The organism is Variovorax flavidus, from assembly GCF_030317145.1.
GTDB lineage: Bacteria > Pseudomonadota > Gammaproteobacteria > Burkholderiales > Burkholderiaceae_C > Variovorax > Variovorax flavidus.
In genome coordinates this window covers 166,010-190,383 of record NZ_JASZYE010000003.1, presented here as the reverse complement: position 1 = coordinate 190,383, position 24,374 = coordinate 166,010, and the positions used below count along the sequence as shown (strand labels likewise).

The window sequence follows — 24,374 nt, the reverse complement described above, 5'->3', positions numbered from 1 at the left end:
GGAGCCCATCATGCGAGTCAGCGAGGGGATCAAGTGGGTGGCGATCACCGTGGCGATGGGGGCCGCGCTCCCGGCCGCGGCGAGGCCGCTGGACATCTACAACTCCATGCGTGACACGCCCATCACGCGATTCCAGAAGGCCGACGTCGACCTGATGAAGCGGACGGTCTTCCGGGCCCTGGATTCGGGCGAGGACGGCGTCACGGTCAAATGGGAGAACCCGGGCACGCCCAACAGCGGCAGCGTCACGCCCGCCAAGGACCCGCAGGGTCGCGCCGACTGCAAGCTGGCGCGGGTAGAGAACCGCCACGGCTCGTTGCAGAACACGGGGTCGTTCATCTTCTGCAGGAACAAGGACCCGAACACCGTCAAGGCCACGCCCTGGAAAGTGGTCGGCCCCTGGGTCGCCAACTGACGGGGGAGACCCATCATGAACCTGCGATCCGTCTTGTTGGTGCGAGGCGCGTTGGGCGTCCTGTTCGGGCTGTACGTGATGATCGCGCCCCCGGTGGCGCAGCTGGGGCAGCAACTCGGCCGGAACGGCTACTTCAGCATCGTCGACGGCCTGATCGCTCTCGCGCTGGCATTCGTCCTGACCCGCTATGCGCCGGGCAAATGGCTCTTCGCGCTGGTGCTGGCCGACGCCCTGATGCGCCTCGTGATCGGCGTGGTGGCCTTCGCGTATCCGAACATCGAGGCGCGCATCGTCGGCGCCGTCGCGTTCTTCGGCACGCTCATCACGGTGTGCATCGCGCTGGGCGTCGTGGGACTGATCTACGTGATGATGAATCGCGGCGCTTCGCCCGAAGGGCCGCGCGAAGGGCACATGCCGGCGGCCATCGCGAGCGCATGCACGCTGGCCTTCGGCATCGCCCTCATGTTCGGATTCTCGACCGCGGACGGGCGGCGAACGCTCATCGGCATCTTCGCCCTGGCGACGGGCCTGACGTACCTGGTGACGGGTCTTCGGCTGAAACGCCCCTGAACCCCTTGGCTGATTTCAACAACGTAGAAGGAGCAGACGCAAAATGACTCAACTTTTCTCTCGCATCGCAGCATTGGCAATGGCCCTCGTTCTGGCGGCCTGTGCGGCGCCCGGTTCCCAGTCCGGTTCGATGGAAGTGCGCCAGGGCGTGATCGAGCAGATCGCACCGGCAGACATCCAGAGCGATTCGCACACGGGCGTGGGCGCGGTCGTCGGCGGCCTGACGGGCCTCGGCATCGGCAGCCTGATCGGCGGCGGGACGGGACGCGACGTGGCCATGGTGCTGGGCACCATCGGCGGCTCCATCGCCGGGTCACAGGTCGCCAAGCGCTACGACCGTCCGCAGCCGGGTCAGCAGGTCATCGTTCGCACCAAGAGCGGCGTGCTGGTGACGGTGACCCAGCCGGTCAACCCGGCCTTGCGTGTCGGGCAGCGCGTGTACATCGAAGGAAGCGGCGAGGGCGCCCGCATCCTTCCGCAGTGAGCGTGGGGCCGCGCCCCATGAGCTGAACGCTTGGCCGCCGCGATCCGCACCGTCGTCCTCTGCGGCGTGATGATCGCCGCGTGCCTTGCGGGCTGCTCGTCCGTGCGGCCGTGGATGAATGCGCCGCTGGTCGCCGACGGCGCGACCACCCCGCCCATCGCCGCCTCTGCCGACCCGAGCATCGTCGTTGCAGTGACCCTGTCCGGCGGCGGCGCGAGAGCCGCGGCCTTCGGCTACGGCGTGCTGACCGAGCTGCATCGCACCACTTTCAAGTGGAACGGCCGGGAGACGGACCTGCTGACATCCGCGGACGTCATCACCGGCGTGTCGGGCGGCAGCATCCTCGCCGCGTACTACGCGGCCTTCGGCGCCGACCGCCTGCCGGATTTCGAACGTGACTTCCTACGGCAGAACTTCCAGAACGGCCTCATCACCCAGACATTGCGCCCGGTGCATCTCTACAAGATGACCTCGCCCTGGTATGGCCGCAGCAACGTGCTCGCAGAGCGGCTCGACGAACTCTACGAGGGCCGCACCTTCGCCGACGTCGAGGACAACCCGCCGCGCACGCAACTCGTCATCGCGGCCACCGACATGTCGCTGGGCACCACCTTCGAGTTCACGCCGGAGCAGTTCGCGCTGATCTGCTCCGACCTGCGCAGCGTGCCGCTGGCCTTTGCGGTGGCGGCCTCATCGGCCGTGCCGATCGTGCTGAGCCCCATGGGGCTGAAGAACTACGCGGGCGAGTGCCGCGAGCAGGGCATCCGCGCGCCCGAGGTCTTCGGTGCCGGCACGGACTACCGTGCGCGCATGTACCGCTCGCAGGCCAAGAGCTACCTCGATGCGAAGCGGCGTCCCTACATTCACCTGGTCGACGGCGGACTGGCGGACAACCTCGGCGTGCGCAGAATGCTCGACCGCGCGCTGGCCGGAGGCGGCTTGCGCAAGAGCTTGTCCGAGGCGGGGCTGCCGCCCGGCAGCGTGCGCAAGCTGGTGCTGGTCACCGTCAACTCCGAGCGCGACCCGGCCAACAACATCGATGCGGACGACAAGGTGCCCAGCCTCGCCCAGGTCGGCGATGCGCTGCTGTTCGGCACCGGCTCCCGCGCGACCATCGAGACGCAGGAGTTCCTCGCCGACATCACGCGCCAGTGGCGTGCAGACCTCAAGGCGAATCGCGGCGACGGTTCCGATGCCTTCGCGGCGGATGCGGAAATCCATGTGGTGGCCGTCAACCTGCGCGACGCCAAGGGCGACACGCGCCGCGAGCTGCTCCAGACGCCGACGGCGTTTTCCATCAGCGGCTGGGAAGTCACTCAACTGATCGAGGCGGGTCGCGACGTGCTGCGGCGCTCGCCGGAATTCCAGGTGCTGCTGAAGTCGCTGGGCGTCAAACCCGATTGAGGCGGCGGCGCGCAGGCCTTACATGAACGGCAGCGTGAGGCTCACCGACACGCCGTTGCCCTTGGGCCTGTTCTTGGCTTCCACGTCATAGACCCATCGCGCCGAGAAAGCTGCGGGCTGGTTGCCGATCTTTCCGCTCCAGGTGACGATGGGCCCCAGGCCGACCGAGCGACCCTTGAAGCCGTTGAGCTTGTCCGCCGTAGGTCCCGTGTCGTCCTCGAGTTGCTCGATCCAGCCGCCGACCACGCCCAGGTGCCATTGCGGCGCAATGGTGGTGGTCCACATGGCATCGACGCGGAACACGGCGCCGTTCTTGTAGTCGGTGTCGTCGTTGCGCGTGTAGAAGTCGAACGCGGCCACCGTGGTGAATTCGCCCCCGCCGGTGAGCAGCCTGGTGTATGCGATCGTCGGCGAGAAGGTCCACGTGTTCTGGCCCGCATTGGCGAGGCGATCGGGGTCGTACGAACCGGTCGGCGCATAGAAGGGCACCGACAGCGCGAGATGCTCCGTCTCGCTGATGTGATAGCCCGCCACGACCGGGTTGACCAGGATGTCGGCGAAGTGCGTGTTGCTGTCGCTGACAGATCCGCCGCGCAGGGGGCCGGAGACGCCGATCTCGGCCTTGGTGTATTGCACCGGCAGCCCGATGGACGACGCGAAGTTCCAGCGGCCTGGGCCCGTGTTCCACACATAGGTCAGGTTCGCGATGTTGTAGACCGCCGTCGCGTCGAGCCCCACGGCGAGGGTCCGGCCAAGCGAAACCTGGCGGGAACCGCCGAGATCTCCGCTGAAGTAGATGCTGGCCAGCGACAGCACGAAGCCCGGCGTTGGCGGCACGATCCCGGCATCGGAGTACACCTGCTGGCCCGTGATGGGGCGCCCGATGCCGCCTTCGGTCGCCGCCGCCCCGAAGGAGGCCAGCATCAGCGCCGACCACAACGTGTGCCGGACAAGGCGCTTCGTCATCGTTCTTCCTTTCATGGGTGCGCCTGCTCCTTGCGCACGATGCAGCGAAAGCCCAGATGGCAGGTCGCGGTGTCGATCGGCTGCGCCATCCGGGCCGCCGGCCGGTAGCGATGGCAGTAGTTCGGCGCGCAGAGATGCGAGCCGCCCTTCATCACCCGGCGCGGTATGCGGACCTCCGGCGTGCGCGGGTCGTAGCTGCCATCGATCGGGCCGCCGCGCGGGTTGTCCAGCGTGCAGCAGGCGTGGGTGATCTTGCCGTGCTCCTGGTACCAGTCGGTCGTCCATTCCCAGACATTGCCGGCCATGTCGTACAGCCCGTAGCCGTTCGGTGGGAACGAGCCGACCGGAGCGGTCCATTCGTAGCCGTCCTGCAGCAGGTTCTGCCAGGGGAAGTCGCCCTGCCAGGTGTTGGCCATCAACTTGCCGCGGGGACTGAATTCGTCGCCCCAGGTGTACTGCGCGCCTTCAAGGCCGCCGCGTGCGGCGTATTCCCACTCGGCTTCGGTCGGCAGTTCCTTGCCGGCCCACTTGGCATAGGCCTCCGCATCCTCGAAGGCGACATGCACCACCGGGTGCTTCCACAGGCCCTGCAGCGAACTGCCGGGCCCGCGCGGATGCCGCCAGTCGGCGCCACGCTGGTAGGTCCACCAGTTGTACGGGTTGCCCATGTCTACCGGCCCGGGTGTCTTGCGGAACACGACCGAGGAAGGCGCGAGCAGTGCGGGGTCGGCGCCAGGGTAGTCCTCCGCATTGGCCGGGCGCTCGGCCAGCGTGACGTGACCCGTCGCCTCGACGAAGCGCTTGAACTCCGTGTTGGTCACGGTGTGTGTGTCGATCCAGAAGCCCTTCACGGCCACCTTGTGCGGGGGGGCTTCCTCCGGGTAGTGCCGGTCCGAGCCCATGAGGAAGGCACCGTCGGGAATCCAGACCATGCCATCGGTCCGCGTCCTGCTCTGTAGTTCAGTCGTCATGAAGGATCGCCAGTCTCGGTGAATCGATGATGGAGTGGCCGGCGTGCATTGCCCATCGGCCCGATGGGCAACACGGCCTGCACCTTGGGGCAATCGGGCGAAACGTTGCGCTCGCAGTCAATGCGCGCGTCCTAGGCCGACGGGATCGCGGTGGCCGGCTTGCGGCCTGCGCGCTTGCGCACCACGCCGATGGTCGGCAAGGAGACCCTGAACAGCGCACCGGCCCGGCCATTGGTGCCGACCTCGATCTTGCCGCCGTGCGCGTCGACGATGGTCTTGACGATGGAGAGCCCCATCCCCATGCCTTCCGGCTTCGTCGAATAGAAGACCTTGAAGATCTCCGGCAGCTTGCTCGCGCCCACGCCGGGACCGGTGTCCGCCACGGTGAAGACCGCAGTGCCCTTGTCGCCCTTTTCTGTTGTCAACTTCAGCGTGCGTTGGCCGGGCGGCAGATGGCTCATCGCTTCCATGCCGTTGGTCGCGAGGTTCACCAGCACTTGCTGAAGATGCATGCCGTCGCCCATCACCGGCAGCAGGCCGGGCGCGAGGTCGAACTGCAGGCGAGTCTGGTGTCGCTGGGCAAGCTGGCCGAGCAGGCCCTTGCTTGCAGCGATCACGTCGTTCAGTTGGAGCACCGTGGCTTCGAGCGAACGCTTGCCGAGCAGCGTCCGCAGCTTCTGGATGATCTGTCTGATCCGCAGGACGTCGTCACGGATGTCCGTGAGGATGCTCTTGAGCTCTTCCGCCGGCAGCGGCTGCTGCTTCCACAGCAGGGCGCCCGCATCCACGTTCGCGAGGATGGCGCTCAGCGGCTGGTTGATCTCGTGGGTGATGGACGCCGTCAGTTCGTCGACGCCATGGATCGGGCTGGTGCTCGCGGCGATGAACGGTCGCCGCTGCGTTGTCCGGCCCCCCATCGACGCGCGCCGATGGCTCGACACCCATGCGGGCCACGCGCTTGCCAGCAGCAAGGCGATCAACGCCGAGACCGCGATCCCTGCGGCGGGCTTGGGCGACATGTGGAATGGCGCCTGGTGAGGTCTGGGACGCGAGCGCTCAGGCGCCGACGCGGCTGTAGGACTCGGACGTGGCGCCGAGTTGCCCGACCGCCCGAACGAGGTCGGCCAGCGAGCTGACTTCCATCTTCTCCATCACATGCGCGCGATGCGCCTTGACGGTGCGCTCCGCCGCGCCGAGTTCGGCGCTGATCTGCTTGTTGAGCGCGCCGTTGACGACCATATCGAGCACTTGCCGTTCGCGTGGGCTCAGGCGCGAGTAGCGGGTCTGCAAGGCGGACAGCCGCCGGTGCGCCTGCCGCCGGATGGCATCCTCGTGGACAGCCTTGTTCACGACGGACAGCAGCGCCTCGCCATCGACAGGCTTGAAGAGAAAGTCCGCCGCGCCGGCCTTCATGGCGCGGAGGGTTTCATGCACGGTCGCCTCGGCCGTCACGAAGATCACAGGCAAGGGCTCGGGCTGCGTGGCGACCATCTCCTGGAGATCGAGCCCGCTGGGGCCGGGCATGTGGATGTCCAGTACCAGGCAGCCCGGTGCGCTGCCGATGCCTTCCAGAAGCATTTCGCCCACGGAGCCGTACTCCGCCACCCGATGACCAGCTGCCCGCAGCAGCCGCTGCACCGCGCGCCTGAAGGACACATCGTCATCGATCAAGCGAATGACCGGGGTTTCTTCCGCTGAATTCAAAGCCGTCATTTCACTCATTCCACATCTCCCGGGCCGGCGCACGCGGCGGCCGTACAAGGTAGGGCGCTGAAACAGCGAGGACTGGACGTGCATTGAACACGCAGCCAAGGTGCATGACAACCTGCCCTTTGGTGTAAGGCACCACGAAGGGACTTGAAAATGTAGCTAATTTGTCTTAATGATTTAACGGTTTTCGAGTAACGCGATGTAGGCGCCGGCGAGCTCGCCGGCGAAGGCCTCGAAGGTGGTCGGCGTGCTGTTTCGGGCGGTGCGTCCGTCGAGCGGGTGGACCCTGTTGTCGTTGAAGGCGCGCGTCATCTCGATGTAGCGACCGGCAAAGTCCGCCGAGAGCCCGGCGCCGACGAGTGCATCCGTCATCTCGGCATCGGGAAGCCGGACGTAGGGGAGATCAGGCTGGCCGATGCGCCGGCCCAGGATGCGGGCGACTTCGGCATGGCTGAGGTCGTGCGGGCCGAGCAGCTCCTGCACGGCGATGCCGCTCCAATCCCGCGCCATGAGTGCCTTGGCCGCGGCCGCGGCGACGTCGTCGGCGGCGACCATGGGCATCGCGATGTCCGGCGCGACGGAATCGGCCAGCACGCCCATCTGCCTGACGGCATCCAGTGCCTCGAAGAAGTTCTCGAAGAATGACGCCGGGCGAAGCAGCAGCAGGTTCAGCCCAGCGATACGCCGCAACCGTTCTTCCTGCGCGTGCAGGCCTGCGATGACGCCCGTTGCTTCACGCAGGTTCGCGCCCAGGCTGCTGAGCGCAACGACGTGGGAGACACCGCTTTCGCGGACGGCGTTCGCGATGGCTTCGCCTTCCCGCGCCTGCCGAGCCGTGTAGTCGGGTGCGTGGCGATCCGTCGCCAGCAGGGTGTAGATGGCGTCCGCGTCACGAAAGGCCTCGGCGAGGAAGCCGGCATCGGCCACATTGCCGGCCCGCACTTCGGCGCCAGCGCCCTGCAGTGCCGCGAGCTTGTCTTGGCTTCGGCCCAGAGCGCGGACCTTGGCGCCCGACTGCAGCAAGCGGTGGGTGATCTTCATGCCGGTGTGCCCGGTCGCGCCCATGACGGTGACGGTGTGGGTGGTGGTGTTCATGCTTCGTTGCTCCAGCAGGTTGTTTGCATGAAGTCCACTATCGTGCGCGGCGGCCGGCGCATCAATGTCCAACGGTCGCGCTTTCATGCTCATGCGTCCAGGCATGCTGGACGATGAGATGCACCCTGCGCATACTGCGCCGCATGAACCTCAAGGAAGCGCTGGCCCCGGTCGACCCGCTCGGCGAGGCGCTGCACTTCCTGCGGATGAGCGGCATCTTCTATTGCCGCTCGGAGTTCACAGCGCCGTGGGGACTCGCATTGCCGCCGATGGAAGACAGCTTGATGTTCCATGTCGTGACGTCGGGCCAGTGCTGGCTCGAGGTCGACGGCGCGGAACCGCATCTGCTGCAACCGGGCGAGTTCGCACTCGTGCCGCACGGCGAGGGCCACCGTCTCACGTGCGAGCCCGGTGCCGGCACCGCGAAGTTGTTCGACCTGCCGCGCGAGCAGGTCAGCGAACGCTACGAGATCCTGCAGCACGGCGGCGGCGGGGCGCAGACCCATCTGGTTTGCGGCGCGGTGCGCTTCGACCATCCGGCCGCGCACCAGCTCGTGAAGCTTCTGCCGCCGCTGATTCGCATCGATGCGCCGGGCGCTCGCGAACTCGACTGGGTCGGCAGCCTGCTCCGGTTGATGGCCATGGAGGCGCGCGAGTTGCAGCCGGGCGGCGAGACGGTCATCACGCGGCTGGCGGACATCCTGGTGGTGCAGGCGATCCGTTCATGGATGGCGAAGGACCCGGCCGCACAGACCGGATGGCTCGGCGCGCTGCAGGACAAGCAGATCGGGCGCGCCATCTCGCTGATTCACCGCGACGCCGCGCGGCCCTGGACCGTGGCGGCGCTGGCGCGCGAAGTGGCGATGTCGCGCTCTGCCTTTGCAGCGCGCTTCACGGCGCTGGTGGGCGAGCCAGCCATGCGCTACGTGGCGCGCTGGCGCATGCATCTGGCGCTCAATTCGCTGCAGGAGAAGGATGCAAGGCTCTGCGATCTCGCAAGCCGCTTCGGCTATCAGTCCGAGGCGGCGTTCAGCCGGTCTTTCAAGCGCTACATCGGTGTGTCGCCGGGGGCGGCGCGGCGCAGGCGACCGGCCGCCGATGACCTGCGCTTGCGAGCGTGAACAGCCCGGCCTCAGCCGCCGAACAGCGATGCGGGCAGGCCGGGGACGTCGAGTTGAACGGCGAAGAGGCCGCCCGCTTCGGGCTCGGCCTCGCGCTGCGCGGGCGTGAGGCCGCTGGTCGCGCTCGTGATGTAGAGCGTGCGCAGGTCGGGTCCGCCGAATGCGCAGTTGGTGATGTGGCTGGTCGGCAGCTGGATGCGGCAGAGTTCGTCGGCGCTCACCGGATCGTGGCAAGTGACGCAGGCGCCGCCCCAGTGCGCGATCCAGAGCCGGCCTGCGGCATCGGTGGTCATGCCGTCGGGAAAGCCGTCGCCGCGTGCAAGGCGAAGCCACTGTCGCTTGTTGGAGAGGGTGCCTTCGGCCTCATCGAAGTCATAGGCGTGGATGCGGCTGGTAACGGTGTCGTTGAAGTACATCGTCCGCCCGTCGAGTGACCACGTGGGACCGTTGGTGACCGCAAAGCCCTGGTCGTGCCGGCTGCACCTTCCATCGGGATCGAAGCGGTAGAGCGAGCCGGTGGGGGCGACGCACGCGACGTCCATGGTGCCGCCCCAGAAGCGGCCCTGAGCGTCGCACTTGCCGTCGTTGAAGCGGTTGTCGGCGAGTTCGGGTTCGGGCTGATGCAGGTACTTGGGTGCGACGTCGCTCGTGGAGGGGTCGAACAGGGCGAAGCCGCGGCGCAACGTCACGATCAGGCCGGGCGCGCTGGCTCGTTCGGCGACCGCGGAGATCTCTTCGTCGAAGTTCCAGCTCGTTTGGCCGTTGCTCGACGGGTCGAAGCGATGCAGACGGCGGTCGACGATGTCGACCCAGTAAAGAACCTGCTCGCACTGGGACCACAGGGTGCCTTCGCCCAAGGTCGCACCTGCAGGCCAGACGCAACGCGGCGCTTCGAGGATTGCGGGGTTTGTGGGGCGGGTGGCAGAGGGTGTTGCGTTCAAGGATGTCTCCTGGGGGCGGGAGGTTCCGCACTGTGTACTTATCTAGGGGGCAAGGGAAGTGTCTTGTCCGCCGGGGTTTCCGCTGGGGTGGACGCCCGGCAGGCGGTGCGGGCTGGCCGACCCCGCTGCGCCGGCCCTTCGGGCTTCCTTGCGGTGCTCGCTTCAGGCGGGGTCCGCGCAAACTCGCTTCGCTCAAACACGCGCGGCCCTGATCCGCCTGAAGCTGCGCTCCTCAGCGGCGCAGAGGGGTCGGCCAGCCCGCACCGCCTGCCGGGCTTTGGGGTGTGCAACGGTTCTGCGCGCCTCCAACGCTCACAGCCTGCGCGTATCCACAACCGTTGAGGCGGACAGTTCAACCGCAGCGTCCCCAGCGTCGTCGGGCGGTGTGCCCTGGGCCGGCCGTTGAGGCACCGCCGAGCAGCGCAGCGACAGGCGGATAAGGGCCGCGCGTGTTTGAGCGAAGCGAGTTTGCGCGGACCCCGCCTGTCGTGAGCAGCGCAGGGCAGCCGCGAAGCGGCCGGTGACGTCGGCCAGCCCAGGGCACACCGCCCGACGACGCCTCCCCAACGGCCGAAAAAAGCAGGGTCAGTCCTCAAGCCGCCGCCCATAAGCCGCAAAGCTCTGCGCCTTCAAAGCCTTCATCATCACCTTGGCCGCAGGCGACAACAAACGGTCGGTGCGCGTGATGATCCCGAACGCATCCATGTGGCAAGGAATCTCGATCGGCAGCAGAGACACGATCCCATGCGCCGCGTAATAGCGCGCCACGTCCGTAGCAAGCACCGCCACCATGTCGCTCTGCTGCAGCATCCGCGTGATGAAGAGCAGTGCCGCCGTCTCGATCACGTTGATGGGCGGCGCCAGTCCTTCCTCCTGGAACATCAGTTCGAAGCGATGGCGCAGCACGCTGCCTGCTGGCGGCACGATCCAGCCCGCCGACACCAGGTCGCGCAGGCCGAGCCCCGTCATGCCTAGCAGCGGATGTCCCGGCCGCACCAGCGCGCAAACCGGCTCTTCCGTGAGCGCCTCGTAGCGCAGGTTGTTCTTGTCGTGCTCCGCGAAAAGCCGAGCCACCAACAGATCGAGCTTGCCCTGCTCCAGCCGCTCCAGCAGCACCGGGCTTGTCTCGATCTCCAGTGAGACCCGCAGATTCGGATGATCGCGCTTCACCGCTGCCACCGCCGGCGGCAGCAGCACCAGCCCGGGCGCTGTGATCGCGCCGATGTTGACCTGACCCGCGCTCCCCGCCTTGAGGGCGGTGAGTTCGTCATGCGCCTGGTTGAGACTCGCGAGCGCGATGCGCGCGTGGCGGATCATCGTCTCGCCATACCAGGTCGGCCGCATGCCGCGCGGCAGACGATCGAACAGCGGCACCTCCAGCACGTCCTCCAGGTCCTTCAACAGCTTCGAGGCAGCCGGCTGCGTCATGTTCAGCACCTGCGCCGCGCGATGGATGTTGCCCTCTTCGGCCAGTGCCACGAGCAACAGCAGTTGCCGGGTCTTGAGGCGCGCACGGATGAACCAGTGCGTGTAGTTGGTCATATGGGGTTTACCTGAATGCTGGTTCTGATATCTATTCCACCGAAATATTGATTGGAAAGATATGAGGGCGATTCCTACACTCGCCCCACTTTGAAGCGCAGCGACCTCCAACAGAACGCCCGGCAGTACATCAACGGCCGTTGGGAGACGGGTGTCACCACGGGAATCAGTGAAAACCCGTCCGACACCCGCGAAGTCGTCGCGGAATATGCACGCGCCGATCGCAACCAGACCGAATTGGCGATTCGCGCGGCCGCCGATGCCTTTCCGCATTGGAGCCAGACCACGCCGCAACGGCGCGCCGACGTGCTCGACCAGATCGGCAGCGAGATCCTTGCGCGCCGCGAAGAACTCGGCACGCTCCTCGCCCGCGAAGAAGGCAAGACCCTGCCCGAAGCCATCGGCGAGGCGGCACGCGCCGGCCACATCTTCAAGTTCTTCGCCGGCGAGGCCTTGCGCGGCGACGGCGAGACGCTCGCCTCCGTGCGGCCGGGCGTGCAGGTCGACATCACGCGCGAACCCCTTGGCGTCGTCGGGCTCATCACGCCTTGGAACTTTCCGCTCGCCATTCCGGCATGGAAGATCGCGCCCGCGCTGGCCTACGGCAACTGCGTCGTCTTCAAGCCGGCCGAGCTGGTGCCGGCCTGCGGCTGGGCGCTGGCCGAGATCATCAGCCGCGCGGCATTGCCGGCCGGCACCTTCAACCTCGTGATGGGCAGCGGGCGCGAAGTGGGGCAGACCATCGTCGACAGCCCGCTCGTGGATGCGATCAGCTTCACCGGCTCGGTCGCGACTGGCGAACACATCCTGCAGGCCGCCACGCGACGGCGCGCCAAGGTGCAGCTGGAGATGGGCGGCAAGAACCCGCTGGTGGTGCTCGCCGATGCCGACCTCGATCGCGCCGTCGACTGCGCGGTGCAGGGTGCGTACTTCTCGACCGGCCAGCGCTGTACCGCGTCGAGCCGGCTGATCGTCGAAGCGTCCGTGCACGACGCCTTCGTCTCGCGCGTGCGCCACCGCCTCGCGGCACTCAAGATCGGCCACGCGCTGGCGCAGGGCACCGACATCGGACCGGTGGTCGACCGCCACCAGCTCGAACGCAACCTCGCCGCCATCGAAAGCGCCACGGCCGAAGGCGCCGAGCACATGGGCGGCGGCGAGCGCCTGAACCGCGCGACCCCGGGCTACTACATGAGCCCGGCGCTCTTTCTCGCCAGGCCCGAGCATCGCGTGGCGCGCGACGAGATCTTCGGGCCTGTGGCCTGCGTGCTGCGCGCCGACGACTACGAGCACGCGCTGGCGCTGGCCAACGACACGCCCTTCGGACTGTGCGCCGGCGTCTGCACCACATCGCTGGCGCGGGCCATGCACTTCAAGCGCCACGCCAGGGTCGGCATGACCATGGTCAACCTGCCGACCGCCGGCGTCGACTACCACGTGCCCTTCGGCGGCCGCAAGGCATCGAGCTACGGGCCGCGCGAGCAGGGCCGCCACGCCGCGGAGTTCTACACCACCGTCAAGACCGGCTACGTGCTGGCCTGAGCGACAAGAGAAGCAGATAACAAGAGAAGAAGAGTTTCTTTCACCACGTCAACCAGGAGACAACATGAAACTGAACCGTCGCACGCTCAACATTGCGCTCGCCACCGCGTCGCTGTCCTCGCTGCTGCCCGTCACGGCGCTGGCGCAGAAGAAGATCGTCCTGGGCTTTGCCCAGGTCGGCGCGGAAAGCGAATGGCGCACCGCCAACACCGAATCGATCAAGTCGGCGGCCAAGGAGTCCGACATCGATCTCAAGTTCTCCGACGCGCAGCAGAAGCAGGAGAACCAGATCAAGGCGATCCGCTCCTACATCGCGCAGAAGGTCGATGTCATCGCCTTCTCGCCGGTGGTCGAATCGGGCTGGGAAACCGTGCTGAAGGAGGCCAAGGCCGCCAACATCCCGGTGGTGCTGACCGACCGTTCCGTCAACACCAAGGACGACTCGCTCTACGTCACCTTCATGGGCTCGGACTTCGTCGAGGAAGGCCGCAAGGCCGGCCGCTGGCTGGTCGAGAAGGAGAAGGGCAACGCCGGCCCGATCAACATCGTCGAACTGCAGGGCACGGTGGGCTCGGCGCCCGCCATCGACCGCAAGAAGGGCTTCGAGGAAATCATCAAGGCCGACCCGAAGTTCAAGATCATCCGCTCGCAGACCGGCGACTTCACGCGTGCCAAGGGCAAGGAAGTGATGGAGGCTTTCCTGAAGGCCGAGGGCAAGAAGATCAATGTGCTCTACGCGCACAACGACGACATGGCGATCGGCGCCATCCAGGCCATCGAGGAAGCAGGCATGAAGCCGGCGCAGGACATCATCATCATCTCGATCGATGCGGTGAAGGGCGCCTTCGAGGCCATGATGGCCGGCAAGCTCAACGTGTCGGTCGAATGCAGCCCGCTGCTGGGCCCGCAACTGATGAGCGCGGTGAAGGACATCAAGGCGGGCAAGCCCATTCCCAAGCGCATCCTGACCAAGGAAGGCATCTTCCCCATGGAAGTCGCCAAGGCCGAGTTCCCGAACCGGAAGTACTGACCCCCAGGCTGCGCGCTTCGTGTCGCTTCGCCTACCCCCTTTCAGGGGGCGCTGCCTGCGGACCGGCGGAGCCGGATCCGCGGCAGCCCACGAGCAGCGGCGCGCTGCGCGGCCGCCGTCAGGCGGATCGAGATGAACTGAATGATGGAGAGCTTCAAATGAAACGCAACTTTCTCAAGACCCTGCTGGCCGGGGCGGCCACCACGCTGCTCGTCGGCATCGCGCCGTGGGTCCATGCCCAGGACAAGGGGCTCATCGCCATCTCGATGCCGACCAAGTCGTCGGCGCGGTGGATTGCCGACGGGTCGAACATGGTCAAGTACTTCAACGAGAAGGGCTACAAGACCGACCTGCAATACGCCGACGACGACATTCCCAACCAGCTCGCGCAGGTCGAGAACATGGTGACGAAGGGCGCCAAGGTGCTGGTGATCGCCGCGATCGACGGGACCACGCTGTCGGACGTGCTGCAGAAGGCGGCGGACAAGGGCGTGAAGGTCATCGCCTATGACCGGCTCATCAAGGGCTCGAAGAACGTCGACTACTACGCCACCTTCGACAACTACCAGGTCGGCGTGCTGCAGGCCAGCTACATCGAGCAGGCGCTGAAGCTCAAGGAAGGCAAGGGCCCCTACAACATCGAGCTCTTCGGCGGATCGCCGGACGACAACAACGCCTTCTTCTTCTACAACGGTGCGATGTCGGTGCTCAAGCCCTACATCGACAGCGGCAAGCTGGTGGTGCGCAGCAAGCAGTTGGGCATGGACAAGGTCTCGACCTTGCGCTGGGACGGCGCGGTCGCGCAGGCGCGCATGGACAACCTGCTGTCGGCCTACTACACCAAGGACCGCGTGGATGCCGTGCTCTCGCCCTACGACGGGCTGTCGATCGGCATCATCTCCTCGCTCAAGGGCGTGGGCTACGGCACGGCGCAGCAGCCGATGCCGGTGGTGACGGGGCAGGATGCCGAAGTGCCTTCGGTGAAGTCGATCCTCAAGAAGGAGCAGACTTCCACCGTGTTCAAGGACACGCGCGAACTGGCCAAGGTCACGGTGGGCATGGTCGACGCCATGCTGGCGGGCAAGCAGCCGGAGGTGAACGACACCAAGACCTACAACAACGGCGTGAAGGTCGTGCCGTCCTACCTGCTGAAGCCGGTGAGCGTCGATGCATCGAACTGGAAGCAGACGCTGGTCGACAGCGGCTACTACAAGGAGAGCCAGATCAAGTAGCGGCCGCCGGATGCGATGCGGGGCCGTCCGGCCCCGCAGGCTCGAAGGAGACAGGGTGAACGAAGTGATTCTGGAGATGCGCGGCATCACCAAGACCTTTCCGGGTGTGAACGCGCTGGACAACGTCAACCTCGCGGTGCGCGCGGGTGAGATCCATGCGGTGGTCGGCGAGAACGGCGCGGGCAAGTCCACGCTGATGAAGGTGCTCAGCGGCGTGTACCCCTGCGACTCGTACGAGGGCGAGATCCACTTCGAGGGCGAGCTGCGCCGCTTCAGGGGCATCGCCGACAGCGAGAAGCTCGGCATCATCATCATCCACCAGGAGCTGGCGCTGGTGCCGCTGCTGTCCATCGCGGAGAACATCTTCCTCGGCAACGAGACCGCGCGCGGCGGCGTGATCGACTGGTTCGAGGCCTATGCGCGCACGCGCGAGCTGCTGGCGAAGGTGGGGCTCAAGGAGCAGCCGACCGCGCTCATCACCAACCTCGGAGTCGGCAAGCAGCAACTGGTGGAGATCGCGAAGGCGCTCTCCAAAGAGGTCAAGCTGCTGATCCTCGACGAGCCGACCGCGAGCCTGAACGAGAGCGACAGCGACGCGCTGCTGGCCCTGCTGCTGGAACTCAAGGCGCAGGGCATCTCGTCCATCCTGATCTCGCACAAGCTCAACGAGATCGCCAAGGTCGCGGATTCGATCACGGTGCTGCGCGATGGCGCGACCGTCGAGACGATGGAATGCCGCGCGGCCCCGATCAGCGAGGACCGCATCATCCGCGGCATGGTCGGGCGCGACATGGCACACCGCTACCCGGACCGCACGCCGGACATCGGTGAGACCCTCTTCGAGGTGCGCGACTGGCACGTGCACCACGCGCTGCACGCCGACCGCGAGCAGATCAAGGGCGTGAACCTGCACGTGCGGCGCGGCGAGATCGTCGGCATCGCGGGCCTGATGGGCGCGGGCCGCACCGAGTTCGCGATGAGCGTGTTCGGCCGCTCGTACGGCCAGCGCATCAGCGGCTCGGTCTTCATGCATGGCAAGGAGGTGGACGTCGGCACCATCCGCAAGGCCATCGACCACGGCATCGCCTACGTCACCGAGGACCGCAAGAGCGCGGGCCTGGTGCTGGAGGAAGACATCCGCAAGAACGTGAGCCTCGCCAACCTGGCTGCGGTGTCGGATCGCGGCGTGATCGACGACGCCCGCGAGTTCAAGGTGGCGAGCGACTACCGGCGGGCGCTCAACATCCGCTGCGCCGGGGTGGACCAGCGCGTGGTCAACCTGTCGGGTGGAAACCAGCAGAAGGTGGTGCTGAGCAAGTGGCTGTTCGCCAAGCCGGAACTGCTGATCCTCGACGAGCCGACGCGCGGCATCGACGTCGGTGCCAAGTACGAGATCTACACCATCATCGACCAGCTGGCGAGCGAGGGAAAAGGCATTCTCATGATTTCGTCCGAACTGCCGGAACTGCTCGGCATGTGCGACCGCATCTACGTGATGAACGAGGGGCGCTTCGTCGCAGAGTTTCCAGCGGCCGAGGCCTCGCAGGAGAAGATCATGCGTGTCATCGTCGCGTCCGGGAGCAGCGTCCATGCCGCCTGAAGTCGATGCCGTGAAGCCGGCCACCCCGATCAGCGCACCGGCCTCGACCGGCGGGGAGCACGCGGGCTTCCTCAAGAACAACCTGCGCGAGTACGGCATGCTGATCTCGCTGGTCGCGATCATGGTGCTGTTCCAGGTGCTGACGGATGGCACGCTGATGCGGCCGCTGAACCTCACCAACCTGCTGCTGCAGAACAGCTACATCGTCATCATGGCGCTGGGCATGCTGCTGGTGATCGTGGCCGGGCACATCGACCTGTCGGTGGGCTCGGTGTGCGGCTTCGTCGGCGCGCTCGCGGCGGTGCTGATGGTGGAATACGAATGGCATTTCGTGCCGACCTTCATCGTGTGCCTGATCGCGGGCGGCGTGATCGGCGCGGCGCAGGGCTGGTTCGTGGCCTTCTTCCGGATCCCGTCCTTCATCGTCACGCTGGCGGGCATGCTGGTGTTCAAGGGGCTCACGCTGGCGCTGCTGGCAGGGCAGTCGGTGGGGCCGTTCCCCGAGGCTTTCCAGAAGCTGAGTTCGGGCTTTGTGCCCGACGTGTTCGGCGGCGAGAGCTTGCGCACCACTTCATTGCTGCTCGGTGCGCTGGCGGCCGCCGCGCTGGTGTTCTTCAAGCTGCGCGGCCGCGCCAGGCTCGCGCAGCATGGCATGGCACAGGAGCCGTTCGCCTTCTTCCTCGGCAGGAACCTGTTCTTTGCGGCGGCCATCCTGCTCCTCAGCTACCTGCTGGCGACCTACAAAGGGCTGCCGAACGTGCTGATCGTGATGGCGGTGCTGATCGTGGCCTATGACTTCGTCACCAACCGCACGACGGTGGGCCGCCGCATCTATGCGCTCGGCGGCAACGAGAAGGCGGCGCGGCTGTCGGGCATCAAGACGCAGCGGCTGGCCTTCCTGACCTTCGTGAACATGGGCGTGCTCGCGGCGCTGGCGGGGCTGGTGTTCGCGGCGCGGCTCAACACGGCGACGCCCAAGGCCGGGCTTGGCTTCGAACTGGACGTGATCGCGGCCTGCTTCATCGGCGGCGCCTCGGCCTCGGGCGGCGTGGGCAAGGTCATGGGCGCTGTGATCGGCGCCTTCGTGATGGGTGTGATGAATAACGGCATGTCGATCCTCGGCATCGGCATCGACTACCAGCAGGTCATCAAGGGACTGGTCCTGCTGGCCGCAGTCTTCATCGACGTCTACAACAAAAACAAATGACCAACGAATCCTCAACCGATGCACCCGTGCTGCAACTCACGGGCATCGACAAGCAGTTCAACGGCGTGCCGGCACTCCGCGGCGTCGCGCTGCGACTGCGGGCCGGCGAGGTCCATGCGTTGATGGGGCAGAACGGCGCGGGCAAGTCGACGCTCATCAAGGTGCTGACGGGCGTCTACGCTGCCGACAGCGGCGAGATGCTGCTGGCCGGGCAGCCGATCCGCCCGGCGTCGCCGCTGGAAGCCCAGCGCATGGGCATCAGCACGGTCTACCAGGAAGTGAATCTCTGCCCGAACCTCTCGGTGGCCGAGAACATCTTCTCGGGGCGCTATCCGCGTTGCGGATTGGCGCAGGGCTACCGGATCGACTGGGCCGAAGTCAACCGGCAGGCGCGCGCGCTGCTGGCGCGGCTGGACGTGGACATCGATGTCACGCGGCTGCTCTCCAGCTACTCGGTCGCGGTGCAGCAACTGGTGGCGATCGCGCGGGCGCTGGGCCTGTCGTCGAAGGTGCTGATCCTCGACGAGCCGACCTCGAGCCTCGACGACGACGAAGTGAAGAGCCTCTTTGCCGTGCTGCGCCGGTTGCGTGGTGAGGGATTGGCCATCCTGTTCGTCACGCACTTCCTGAACCAGGTCTACGCCGTGTCGGACCGCATCACGGTGCTGCGCAACGGCGCCTGGGTCGGCGAGTGGGCGACGGGCGACCTCGGGCCGCAGGCGCTGATCGCCGCGATGGTCGGGCGCGAGCTCGCGGCTCAGGCCACGGGCCACGCGCAGCTTCCGCCGATCGAGGAGGGCGCGCCCGCCGTGCTGCAGGCCGAGGGCGTGGGCCAGCGCGGGCAGTTGCAGCCCGTGGACCTGAGCGTGCACGCAGGCGAGATCGTGGGGCTGGCCGGCCTGCTCGGCTCCGGCCGCACGGAACTGGCGCGGCTGCTGTTCGGCCTGGCCAAGCCCGATGGCGGCAGCCTGCGCATCGACGGCGTCGCGGTCGAGCTGGGCAGCCCGGCGGATGCGGTGAAGCACGGCCTCGCGCTGTGCCCCGAGGAGCGCAAGACCGATGGCATCGTGGCCGACCTGTCCCTGCGCGAGAACATTGCGCTGGCGCTGCAGGCACGGCTCGGCGTGCGCAACACGCTGTCGCGCGCGGAACAGACCGCGCTCGCGGAGCGCTTCGTCAAGGCGCTGGGCATCAAGACGGCCAGCGTCGACACGCCCATCGGCCTGCTCTCTGGCGGCAACCAGCAGAAGGCCTTGCTGGCGCGCTGGCTGGCGATCGAGCCGCGGCTGCTGATCCTCGACGAGCCGACCCGCGGCATCGACGTCGCGGCCAAGCAGGAAATCATGGACGAGATCCTGCGCCTCGCGCGCAGTGGCATGGCAGTGCTGTTCATCTCGTCGGAGATGAACGAGGTGGTGCGGGTGTCGCACCGGATCGCGGTGCTGCGCGAGCGGCGCAAGGTGGGCGAGCTGCCGGCCGGTACCAGCGAGGACGCGGTGTACGACCTGATCGCTGAAATATGACTCGCCCCCAGGCTCGCGCACTTCGTGTCGCTCTCCACCCCCTGCCGGGGGCAGCCCCGGCGGCCCGGCGGAGCCGGCTCCGCGGAGTCACTGAGCTCGCCCCCAGGCTTGCCCACTTCGTGTGGCCGCCCACCCCCGTGCCGGGGGCAGCCCCGGCGGCCCGGCGGAGCCGGTTCCGCGGGACTTTTCGCTTGCGCCTTCAGGCGCGATTCTTTGGAGTGCGGGCATGAGCGCCATCTTTCGGCATCGGCTGGCGTGGCCGGTGGTCACGCTTCTTCTTCTGCTGGCGATCAATGCCGCGTTCAACGCGAGCTTCCTGCACATTGAAGTGCGCAGCGGGCACTTGTACGGCAGCCTGATCGACATCCTCAACCGCGCGGCGCCGCTGGTGCTGGTGTCGCTCGGCATGACGCTCGTCATCGCCACGCGGGGCATCGACATTTCGGTGGGGGCGGTCGTCGCCATTGCGGCGGCGCTCGCGGCCTGGATGATCGGTGGGTCGCTGGTGGTGAGCAATGGTGCAGCGGCCGAGGTGAGCCGCTTCCCGATGTGGCTGGCGATCGTCGCTGCGCTCGCCGTGGCGGCGGTGTGCGGGTTGTGGAACGGGCTGCTGGTCGCGCGGGTGGGCATGCAGCCGATCATTGCGACGCTGATCCTGATGGTCGCGGGGCGCGGCATCGCGCAGCTCATCACGGGCGGGCAGATCATCACGATCTACTACGCGCCGTTCTTCTTCATCGGCAGCGGCTATCTCTTCGGGCTGCCGTTCTCGGTCTACATCGCAGCGTTCGTGTTCATCGTGCTGTACCTCGCGATCACGCGCAGCGCGCTCGGGTTGTTCATCCAGTCGGTGGGCATCAACCCGAACGCGGCGCGGGTGGCGGGCGTGCGGGCGCGGCGGATCATCGTGGGCGCCTACATGTTCTGCGGCTTCTGCGCAGGCGTGGCCGGGCTGCTGATCAGCTCGAACGTCAAGAGCGCCGATGGCAACAACGCGGGGCAGTTGCTGGAACTGGACGCGATCCTCGCGGTCACGCTCGGTGGCACGGCGCTGACCGGCGGGCGCTTCAGCCTCGTAGGTAGCGTGATCGGCGCGCTCATCATCCAGACGCTGACCTACGGCATCTATTCGCTGGGCGTGCCGCCGGAGATCAACCTGGTCGTCAAGGCGGCGGTGGTGTTCGTCGTCATGCTGCTGCAGTCGGCCGAGTTCCGCGCGAGTCTTCGCCAGCTCGTGCAGCGGCCGGCGCGTGGGGAGGTGGTGCGATGAGCGCCGTGGTGCCCGAGTCCACAGCGCGCGGGCCGGAGTCCAGCACGTCGGTGCAGCGACCGCGCACGCGCCTCAATCCCAAGTACCTGCCGCTGGGCGCAACCATCTCGCTCTTCGTGCTGATGGCGACGCTGGGCTCGGTTTTCTACGACGGCTTCTTCTCGCCGCAGGTGTTCCTGAACCTGCTGATCGACAACGCCTTCCTCTGCATCGTCGCGGTCGGCATGACCTTCGTGATCCTGTCGGGCGGCATCGATCTCTCGGTGGGCTCGGTGATCGCGCTGACCACGATGGTCTCGGCCTCGCTGGTGGAGAAGCACGGCTGGAGCCCGGCGATCGTGATCCCGCTGGTGCTGGTCATGGGCACGCTCTTCGGCGCCTTCATGGGCGTGCTGATCGAGCGCTTCCGCCTGCAGCCCTTCATCGTCACGCTGGCGGGCATGTTCCTCGCGCGGGGGCTCTGCTACCTGATCAGCATCGACTCCATCAGCATCACCAACGAGTTCTATTCGGAGGTGTCGCAGTGGCGCATGCCGGTGTGGGGCGGGGCATCGATCACGATCAGCGGGCTGATCGCGCTGGGGGTGGTGGCGATCGCGGTGTTCGTCGCGCACTACACGCCCTTCGGCCGCACCGTGTATGCCATCGGCGGCAACGAGCAATCCGCGCTGCTGATGGGATTGCCGGTGCGTTCCACGGTGATCGGTGTCTACACGCTCTCCGGCTTCTGCTCCGCGCTGGGCGGCGTGGTGTTCACCTTCTACATGCTGTCGGGCTACGGGCTGCACGCGGTGGGTCTTGAACTGGACGCCATCGCGGCGGTGGTGATCGGCGGCACGCTGCTCACGGGCGGGGTCGGCTATGTGGTCGGCACGCTGTTCGGCGTGCTCATGCTGGGGATCATCCAGACGCTCATCTCCTTCGACGGCACGCTGAGTTCCTGGTGGACGCGCATCGTGGTCGGCGTGCTGCTCTTCGTGTTCTGCCTGCTGCAGCGCCTGTTCTCTGCGCGTGCGGCCGAGCGTCACTGACGGCTTTCTCCCTCTCCCATTTCACGGAACCCATCGCATGTCCGACTCCCCGAGAAAACTGCGTTCGACCGAATGGTTCGGCACGGCCGACAAGAACGGCTTCATGTACCGCAGCTGGATGAAGAACCAGGGCATCCCCGAGCACGAGTTCGACGGGCGGCCCATCATCGGCATCTGCAACACCTGGTCGGAGCTGACGCCCTGCAACGCGCATTTCCGCAAGATTGCCGAGCATGTGAAGCGGGGCATCTCGGAGGCGGGCGGGTTTCCTGTGGAGTTCCCGGTGTTCTCCAACGGCGAATCGAACCTGCGGCCGACGGCGATGCTCACGCGCAACCTCGCGAGCATGGACGTGGAAGAGGCGATCCGCGGCAACCCGATCGATGCGGTGGTGCTGCTCACGGGCTGCGACAAGACCACGCCCGCGCTGCTGATGGGCGCGGCGAGCTGCGACATCCCGGCCATCGTCGTCACGGGCGGGCCGATGCTCAACGGCAAGCTCGAAGGGCGCGACATCGGCTCGGGCACGGCCGTGTGGCAGCTGCATGAGGCGATGAAGGCCGGCGAGATCAACGTGCACCAGTTCCTCTCGGCCGAGGCGGGCATGTCGCGCTCGGCCGGCACCTGCAACACCATGGGCACGGCCTCGACCATGGCCTGCATGGCCGAGGCGCTGGGCACTTCGCTGCCGCACAACGCGGCGATCCCTGCGGTCGATGCGCGTCGCTACGTGCTGGCGCAGATGTCGGGCATGCGGGCGGTCGCGATGGCGCGCGAGGGGCTGACGCTGTCGAAGATCCTCACGCGCGAAGCCTTCGAGAACGCGATCCGCACCAATGCCGCGATCGGCGGCTCGACCAATGCGGTGATTCACCTGAAGGCGATCGCGGGGCGCATCGGCGTGCCGCTCGAACTGGAAGACTGGACGCGCATTGGGCGCGGTACGCCCACGCTGGTGGATCTGATGCCGTCGGGCCGCTTCCTCATGGAGGAGTTCTATTACGCGGGCGGCCTGCCGGCCGTGCTGCGCCGTCTCGGCGAGCATGGCCTCCTTCCGTACCCGGATGCGCTCACGGTCAACGGCAAGACGCTGTGGGAGAACGTGCGCGAGGCGCCGAGCCACAACGACGAGGTGATCCGCCCGCTCGACAACCCGCTCATCGACGACGGTGGCATCTGCATCCTGCGCGGCAACCTCTCGCCGCGCGGCGCGGTGCTGAAGCCCTCGGCCGCCTCGCCCGAGCTGCTCAAGCATCGCGGCCGCGCCGTGGTGTTCGAGAACCTGGAGCACTACAAGGAGCGCATCGTCGACGAGGCGCTCGACGTGGATGCCAGTTCCGTTCTGGTGATGAAGAACTGCGGTCCCAAGGGCTACCCCGGCATGGCCGAGGTCGGCAACATGGGCCTTCCGCCCAAGCTGCTACGCCAGGGCATCAAGGACATGGTGCGCATTTCCGACGCGCGCATGAGCGGCACGGCCTACGGCACGGTGGTGCTGCACGTCGCGCCCGAGGCGGCGGATGGCGGCCCGCTGGCGGCAGTGCGCGACGGGGACTGGATCGAGCTCGATTGCCATGAGGGCCGGCTGCATCTCGACATCAGCGACGCCGAACTGGCCGCACGCCTCGAAGCCATCTCGGCCGATGCGGCGCCCATCAAGGGCGGCGGCTACCAGCGTCTCTATGTCGAGCACGTGCTGCAGGCGGACGAGGGCTGCGACTTCGACTTCCTCGTCGGTTGCCGCGGCGCGGCCGTGCCACGCCATTCGCATTGATCCGGAGAAACCTTTCATGACAGCTTCGACCCAACGCCGCTACCAGGGCATCTTTCCGGTGGCACCGACCACCTTCACCGAGTCGGGCGAGCTCGATCTCGCGAGCCAGAAGCGAGCCATCGACTTCATGATCGATGCCGGGTCGGACGGCATCTGCATCCTCGCGAACTTCTCCGAGCAGTTCGTGCTGTCGGACGAGGAGCGCGAAGTGCTGACCCGCGCGATCCTGGAGCACGTGGCCGGCCGCGTGCCGGTGATCGTCACGACCACGCACTTCAGCACCAGGGTCTGCGCCGAGCGCAGCCGCCGTGCGCAGGACATGGGCGCCGCGATGCTGATGGTGATGCCGCCGTATCACGGCGCGACCTTCCGCGTGTCGGAGCCGCAGATCCACGACTTCTATGCGCGCCTGTCCGATGCGGTCGACATTCCCATCATGATCCAGGACGCACCGGCCAGCGGCACGGTGCTGACGGCGCCTTTTCTCGCGCGCATGGCGAAGGAGATCGAGCACGTCGCGTACTTCAAGATCGAGACGGCGGGCGCGGCGACGAAGCTGCGCGAACTCATCCGGCTCGGCGGCGATGCCATCGAAGGGCCGTGGGACGGCGAGGAAGCCATCACGCTGATGCCCGACCTGGATGCGGGTGCGACGGGATCGATGACCGGCGGCGGCTACCCCGACGGCATCCGGCCGATCATTGCGGACCATCTCGCGGGACGGCGCGAGCAGGCTTTCGAGCGCTACCAGCAGTGGCTTCCCTTGATCAATTTCGAGAACAGGCAAGCCGGGCTGCTGGCGTGCAAGGCGCTGATGAAGGAGGGCGGCGTGATCGCGTGCGAGGCGCCACGTCATCCGCTGGCGGCCATGCATCCGGACACGCGGGCGGGACTGATCGAGACCGCGCGGCGGCTCGATCCGCTGGTGCTGCGCTGGGGACGCTAG

22 protein-coding genes are annotated in these 24,374 nt (G+C 66.9%); 15 read left to right on the top strand and 7 right to left on the bottom strand.

The features are described 5' to 3' along the window. Window positions 1-10 precede the first annotated feature (10 nt). Genes QTH90_RS16170 through QTH90_RS16155 form a run of 4 tightly spaced genes read left to right on the top strand, consistent with a single transcriptional unit; the run spans window position 11 to window position 2,873 of the window. Window positions 11-415: a hypothetical protein gene (locus tag QTH90_RS16170; protein WP_286665584.1), complete on the top strand. Its 405-nt coding sequence runs from the start codon at window positions 11-13 to the stop codon at window positions 413-415. A gap of 15 nt (window positions 416-430) precedes the next feature. Next, window positions 431-985, top strand: a complete 555-nt coding sequence (locus QTH90_RS16165; RefSeq protein WP_286665583.1) for a hypothetical protein — start codon at window positions 431-433, stop codon at window positions 983-985. A 43-nt stretch (window positions 986-1,028) separates the two neighbouring features. Next, a complete protein-coding gene (locus QTH90_RS16160) occupies window positions 1,029-1,469 on the top strand; it encodes an outer membrane lipoprotein (protein ID WP_286665582.1) in 441 nt (146 codons plus the stop codon). 30 nt (window positions 1,470-1,499) lie between these two features. Beyond that, on the top strand, window positions 1,500-2,873 hold the full coding sequence (locus QTH90_RS16155) for a patatin-like phospholipase family protein (RefSeq protein WP_286665581.1): 1,374 nt from the start codon (window positions 1,500-1,502) through the stop codon (window positions 2,871-2,873). An 18-nt stretch (window positions 2,874-2,891) separates the two neighbouring features. On the opposite strand, the gene QTH90_RS16150 is transcribed toward QTH90_RS16155, so the two are convergent. From QTH90_RS16150 to QTH90_RS16130, 5 genes are all read right to left on the bottom strand, one after another. Beyond that, a complete protein-coding gene (locus QTH90_RS16150; RefSeq protein ID WP_286665580.1) occupies window positions 2,892-3,839 on the bottom strand; it encodes a SphA family protein in 948 nt (315 codons plus the stop codon). 11 nt (window positions 3,840-3,850) lie between these two features. After that, window positions 3,851-4,810: a formylglycine-generating enzyme family protein gene (locus QTH90_RS16145; protein ID WP_286665579.1), complete on the bottom strand. Its 960-nt coding sequence runs from the start codon at window positions 4,808-4,810 to the stop codon at window positions 3,851-3,853. A 131-nt stretch (window positions 4,811-4,941) separates the two neighbouring features. Further along, window positions 4,942-5,829: a sensor histidine kinase gene (locus QTH90_RS16140; protein WP_286665578.1), complete on the bottom strand. Its 888-nt coding sequence runs from the start codon at window positions 5,827-5,829 to the stop codon at window positions 4,942-4,944. A 37-nt stretch (window positions 5,830-5,866) separates the two neighbouring features. Then, window positions 5,867-6,523: a response regulator transcription factor gene (locus tag QTH90_RS16135; protein ID WP_286665577.1), complete on the bottom strand. Its 657-nt coding sequence runs from the start codon at window positions 6,521-6,523 to the stop codon at window positions 5,867-5,869. Window positions 6,524-6,697: 174 nt separating this feature from the next. After that, window positions 6,698-7,615, bottom strand: a complete 918-nt coding sequence (locus tag QTH90_RS16130) for an NmrA family NAD(P)-binding protein (protein ID WP_286665576.1) — start codon at window positions 7,613-7,615, stop codon at window positions 6,698-6,700. A gap of 113 nt (window positions 7,616-7,728) precedes the next feature. Here QTH90_RS16130 and QTH90_RS16125 point away from each other — a divergent pair, with 113 nt between their 5' ends. Further along, window positions 7,729-8,736 (top strand): AraC family transcriptional regulator, encoded by a 1,008-nt coding sequence (locus QTH90_RS16125; protein WP_286665575.1) that lies wholly within the window; start codon window positions 7,729-7,731, stop codon window positions 8,734-8,736. An 11-nt stretch (window positions 8,737-8,747) separates the two neighbouring features. Here QTH90_RS16125 and QTH90_RS16120 read toward each other — a convergent pair whose 3' ends face one another. Then, entirely contained in the window at window positions 8,748-9,677 is a 930-nt protein-coding gene (locus tag QTH90_RS16120; RefSeq protein WP_286665574.1) for an SMP-30/gluconolactonase/LRE family protein, read from the bottom strand. Window positions 9,678-10,262: 585 nt separating this feature from the next. Next, a complete protein-coding gene (locus tag QTH90_RS16115) occupies window positions 10,263-11,219 on the bottom strand; it encodes a LysR family transcriptional regulator (protein ID WP_286665573.1) in 957 nt (318 codons plus the stop codon). A 90-nt stretch (window positions 11,220-11,309) separates the two neighbouring features. Here QTH90_RS16115 and QTH90_RS16110 point away from each other — a divergent pair, with 90 nt between their 5' ends. From QTH90_RS16110 to QTH90_RS16065, 10 genes are all read left to right on the top strand, one after another. Then, window positions 11,310-12,761, top strand: coding sequence for an aldehyde dehydrogenase family protein (locus QTH90_RS16110; RefSeq protein WP_286665572.1), 1,452 nt, complete (start codon window positions 11,310-11,312; stop codon window positions 12,759-12,761). A 64-nt stretch (window positions 12,762-12,825) separates the two neighbouring features. Beyond that, window positions 12,826-13,791, top strand: coding sequence for an ABC transporter substrate-binding protein (locus QTH90_RS16105; protein WP_286602865.1), 966 nt, complete (start codon window positions 12,826-12,828; stop codon window positions 13,789-13,791). Window positions 13,792-13,949: 158 nt separating this feature from the next. Then, entirely contained in the window at window positions 13,950-15,023 is a 1,074-nt protein-coding gene (chvE, locus tag QTH90_RS16100) for a multiple monosaccharide ABC transporter substrate-binding protein (RefSeq protein ID WP_286665571.1), read from the top strand. A 76-nt stretch (window positions 15,024-15,099) separates the two neighbouring features. Continuing rightward, complete coding sequence (mmsA, locus tag QTH90_RS16095) at window positions 15,100-16,623, top strand: multiple monosaccharide ABC transporter ATP-binding protein (RefSeq protein ID WP_444814742.1); 1,524 nt, start codon at window positions 15,100-15,102, stop codon at window positions 16,621-16,623. Then, window positions 16,613-17,830: a multiple monosaccharide ABC transporter permease gene (mmsB, locus tag QTH90_RS16090; RefSeq protein ID WP_286665569.1), complete on the top strand. Its 1,218-nt coding sequence runs from the start codon at window positions 16,613-16,615 to the stop codon at window positions 17,828-17,830. The genes mmsA and mmsB overlap by 11 nt, the downstream gene beginning before the upstream one ends. Then, window positions 17,827-19,353 carry a sugar ABC transporter ATP-binding protein gene (locus tag QTH90_RS16085; RefSeq protein ID WP_286665568.1) on the top strand — a complete coding sequence of 509 codons (1,527 nt, stop codon included), beginning with the start codon at window positions 17,827-17,829 and terminating at the stop codon, window positions 19,351-19,353. Before mmsB ends, QTH90_RS16085 begins: the two co-directional genes overlap by 4 nt. A gap of 226 nt (window positions 19,354-19,579) precedes the next feature. Beyond that, a complete protein-coding gene (locus tag QTH90_RS16080; RefSeq protein WP_286665567.1) occupies window positions 19,580-20,623 on the top strand; it encodes an ABC transporter permease in 1,044 nt (347 codons plus the stop codon). Then, window positions 20,620-21,654, top strand: a complete 1,035-nt coding sequence (yjfF, locus tag QTH90_RS16075) for a galactofuranose ABC transporter, permease protein YjfF (RefSeq protein ID WP_286665566.1) — start codon at window positions 20,620-20,622, stop codon at window positions 21,652-21,654. The genes QTH90_RS16080 and yjfF overlap by 4 nt, the downstream gene beginning before the upstream one ends. Window positions 21,655-21,691: 37 nt before the next feature. Continuing rightward, the gene (locus QTH90_RS16070; protein ID WP_286665565.1) at window positions 21,692-23,428 is read left to right on the top strand and encodes an IlvD/Edd family dehydratase; all 1,737 of its coding nucleotides are present in this window, start codon (window positions 21,692-21,694) and stop codon (window positions 23,426-23,428) included. Between the two features lie 16 nt (window positions 23,429-23,444). After that, window positions 23,445-24,374: a dihydrodipicolinate synthase family protein gene (locus tag QTH90_RS16065; RefSeq protein ID WP_286665564.1), complete on the top strand. Its 930-nt coding sequence runs from the start codon at window positions 23,445-23,447 to the stop codon at window positions 24,372-24,374.

Bases quoted from the DNA above. Each gene is read 5' to 3' on its own strand.
- QTH90_RS16150 (WP_286665580.1), bottom strand. From the start codon at position 3,839: ATGACGAAGCGCCTTGTCCGGCACACGTTGTGGTCGGCGCTGATGCTG.
- QTH90_RS16065 (WP_286665564.1), top strand. From the start codon at position 23,445: ATGACAGCTTCGACCCAACGCCGCTACCAGGGCATCTTTCCGGTGGCA.
- QTH90_RS16125 (WP_286665575.1), top strand. From the start codon at position 7,729: ATGAGATGCACCCTGCGCATACTGCGCCGCATGAACCTCAAGGAAGCG.
- QTH90_RS16085 (WP_286665568.1), top strand. From the start codon at position 17,827: ATGACCAACGAATCCTCAACCGATGCACCCGTGCTGCAACTCACGGGC.
- mmsA (WP_444814742.1), top strand. From the start codon at position 15,100: ATGCGCGGCATCACCAAGACCTTTCCGGGTGTGAACGCGCTGGACAAC.
- QTH90_RS16165 (WP_286665583.1), top strand. From the start codon at position 431: ATGAACCTGCGATCCGTCTTGTTGGTGCGAGGCGCGTTGGGCGTCCTG.
- QTH90_RS16170 (WP_286665584.1), top strand. From the start codon at position 11: ATGCGAGTCAGCGAGGGGATCAAGTGGGTGGCGATCACCGTGGCGATG.
- QTH90_RS16130 (WP_286665576.1), bottom strand. From the start codon at position 7,615: ATGAACACCACCACCCACACCGTCACCGTCATGGGCGCGACCGGGCAC.
- mmsB (WP_286665569.1), top strand. From the start codon at position 16,613: ATGCCGCCTGAAGTCGATGCCGTGAAGCCGGCCACCCCGATCAGCGCA.
- chvE (WP_286665571.1), top strand. From the start codon at position 13,950: ATGAAACGCAACTTTCTCAAGACCCTGCTGGCCGGGGCGGCCACCACG.
- QTH90_RS16105 (WP_286602865.1), top strand. From the start codon at position 12,826: ATGAAACTGAACCGTCGCACGCTCAACATTGCGCTCGCCACCGCGTCG.
- QTH90_RS16135 (WP_286665577.1), bottom strand. From the start codon at position 6,523: ATGACGGCTTTGAATTCAGCGGAAGAAACCCCGGTCATTCGCTTGATC.
- QTH90_RS16070 (WP_286665565.1), top strand. From the start codon at position 21,692: ATGTCCGACTCCCCGAGAAAACTGCGTTCGACCGAATGGTTCGGCACG.
- yjfF (WP_286665566.1), top strand. From the start codon at position 20,620: ATGAGCGCCGTGGTGCCCGAGTCCACAGCGCGCGGGCCGGAGTCCAGC.
- QTH90_RS16080 (WP_286665567.1), top strand. From the start codon at position 19,580: ATGAGCGCCATCTTTCGGCATCGGCTGGCGTGGCCGGTGGTCACGCTT.
- QTH90_RS16140 (WP_286665578.1), bottom strand. From the start codon at position 5,829: ATGTCGCCCAAGCCCGCCGCAGGGATCGCGGTCTCGGCGTTGATCGCC.
- QTH90_RS16145 (WP_286665579.1), bottom strand. From the start codon at position 4,810: ATGACGACTGAACTACAGAGCAGGACGCGGACCGATGGCATGGTCTGG.
- QTH90_RS16115 (WP_286665573.1), bottom strand. From the start codon at position 11,219: ATGACCAACTACACGCACTGGTTCATCCGTGCGCGCCTCAAGACCCGG.
- QTH90_RS16160 (WP_286665582.1), top strand. From the start codon at position 1,029: ATGACTCAACTTTTCTCTCGCATCGCAGCATTGGCAATGGCCCTCGTT.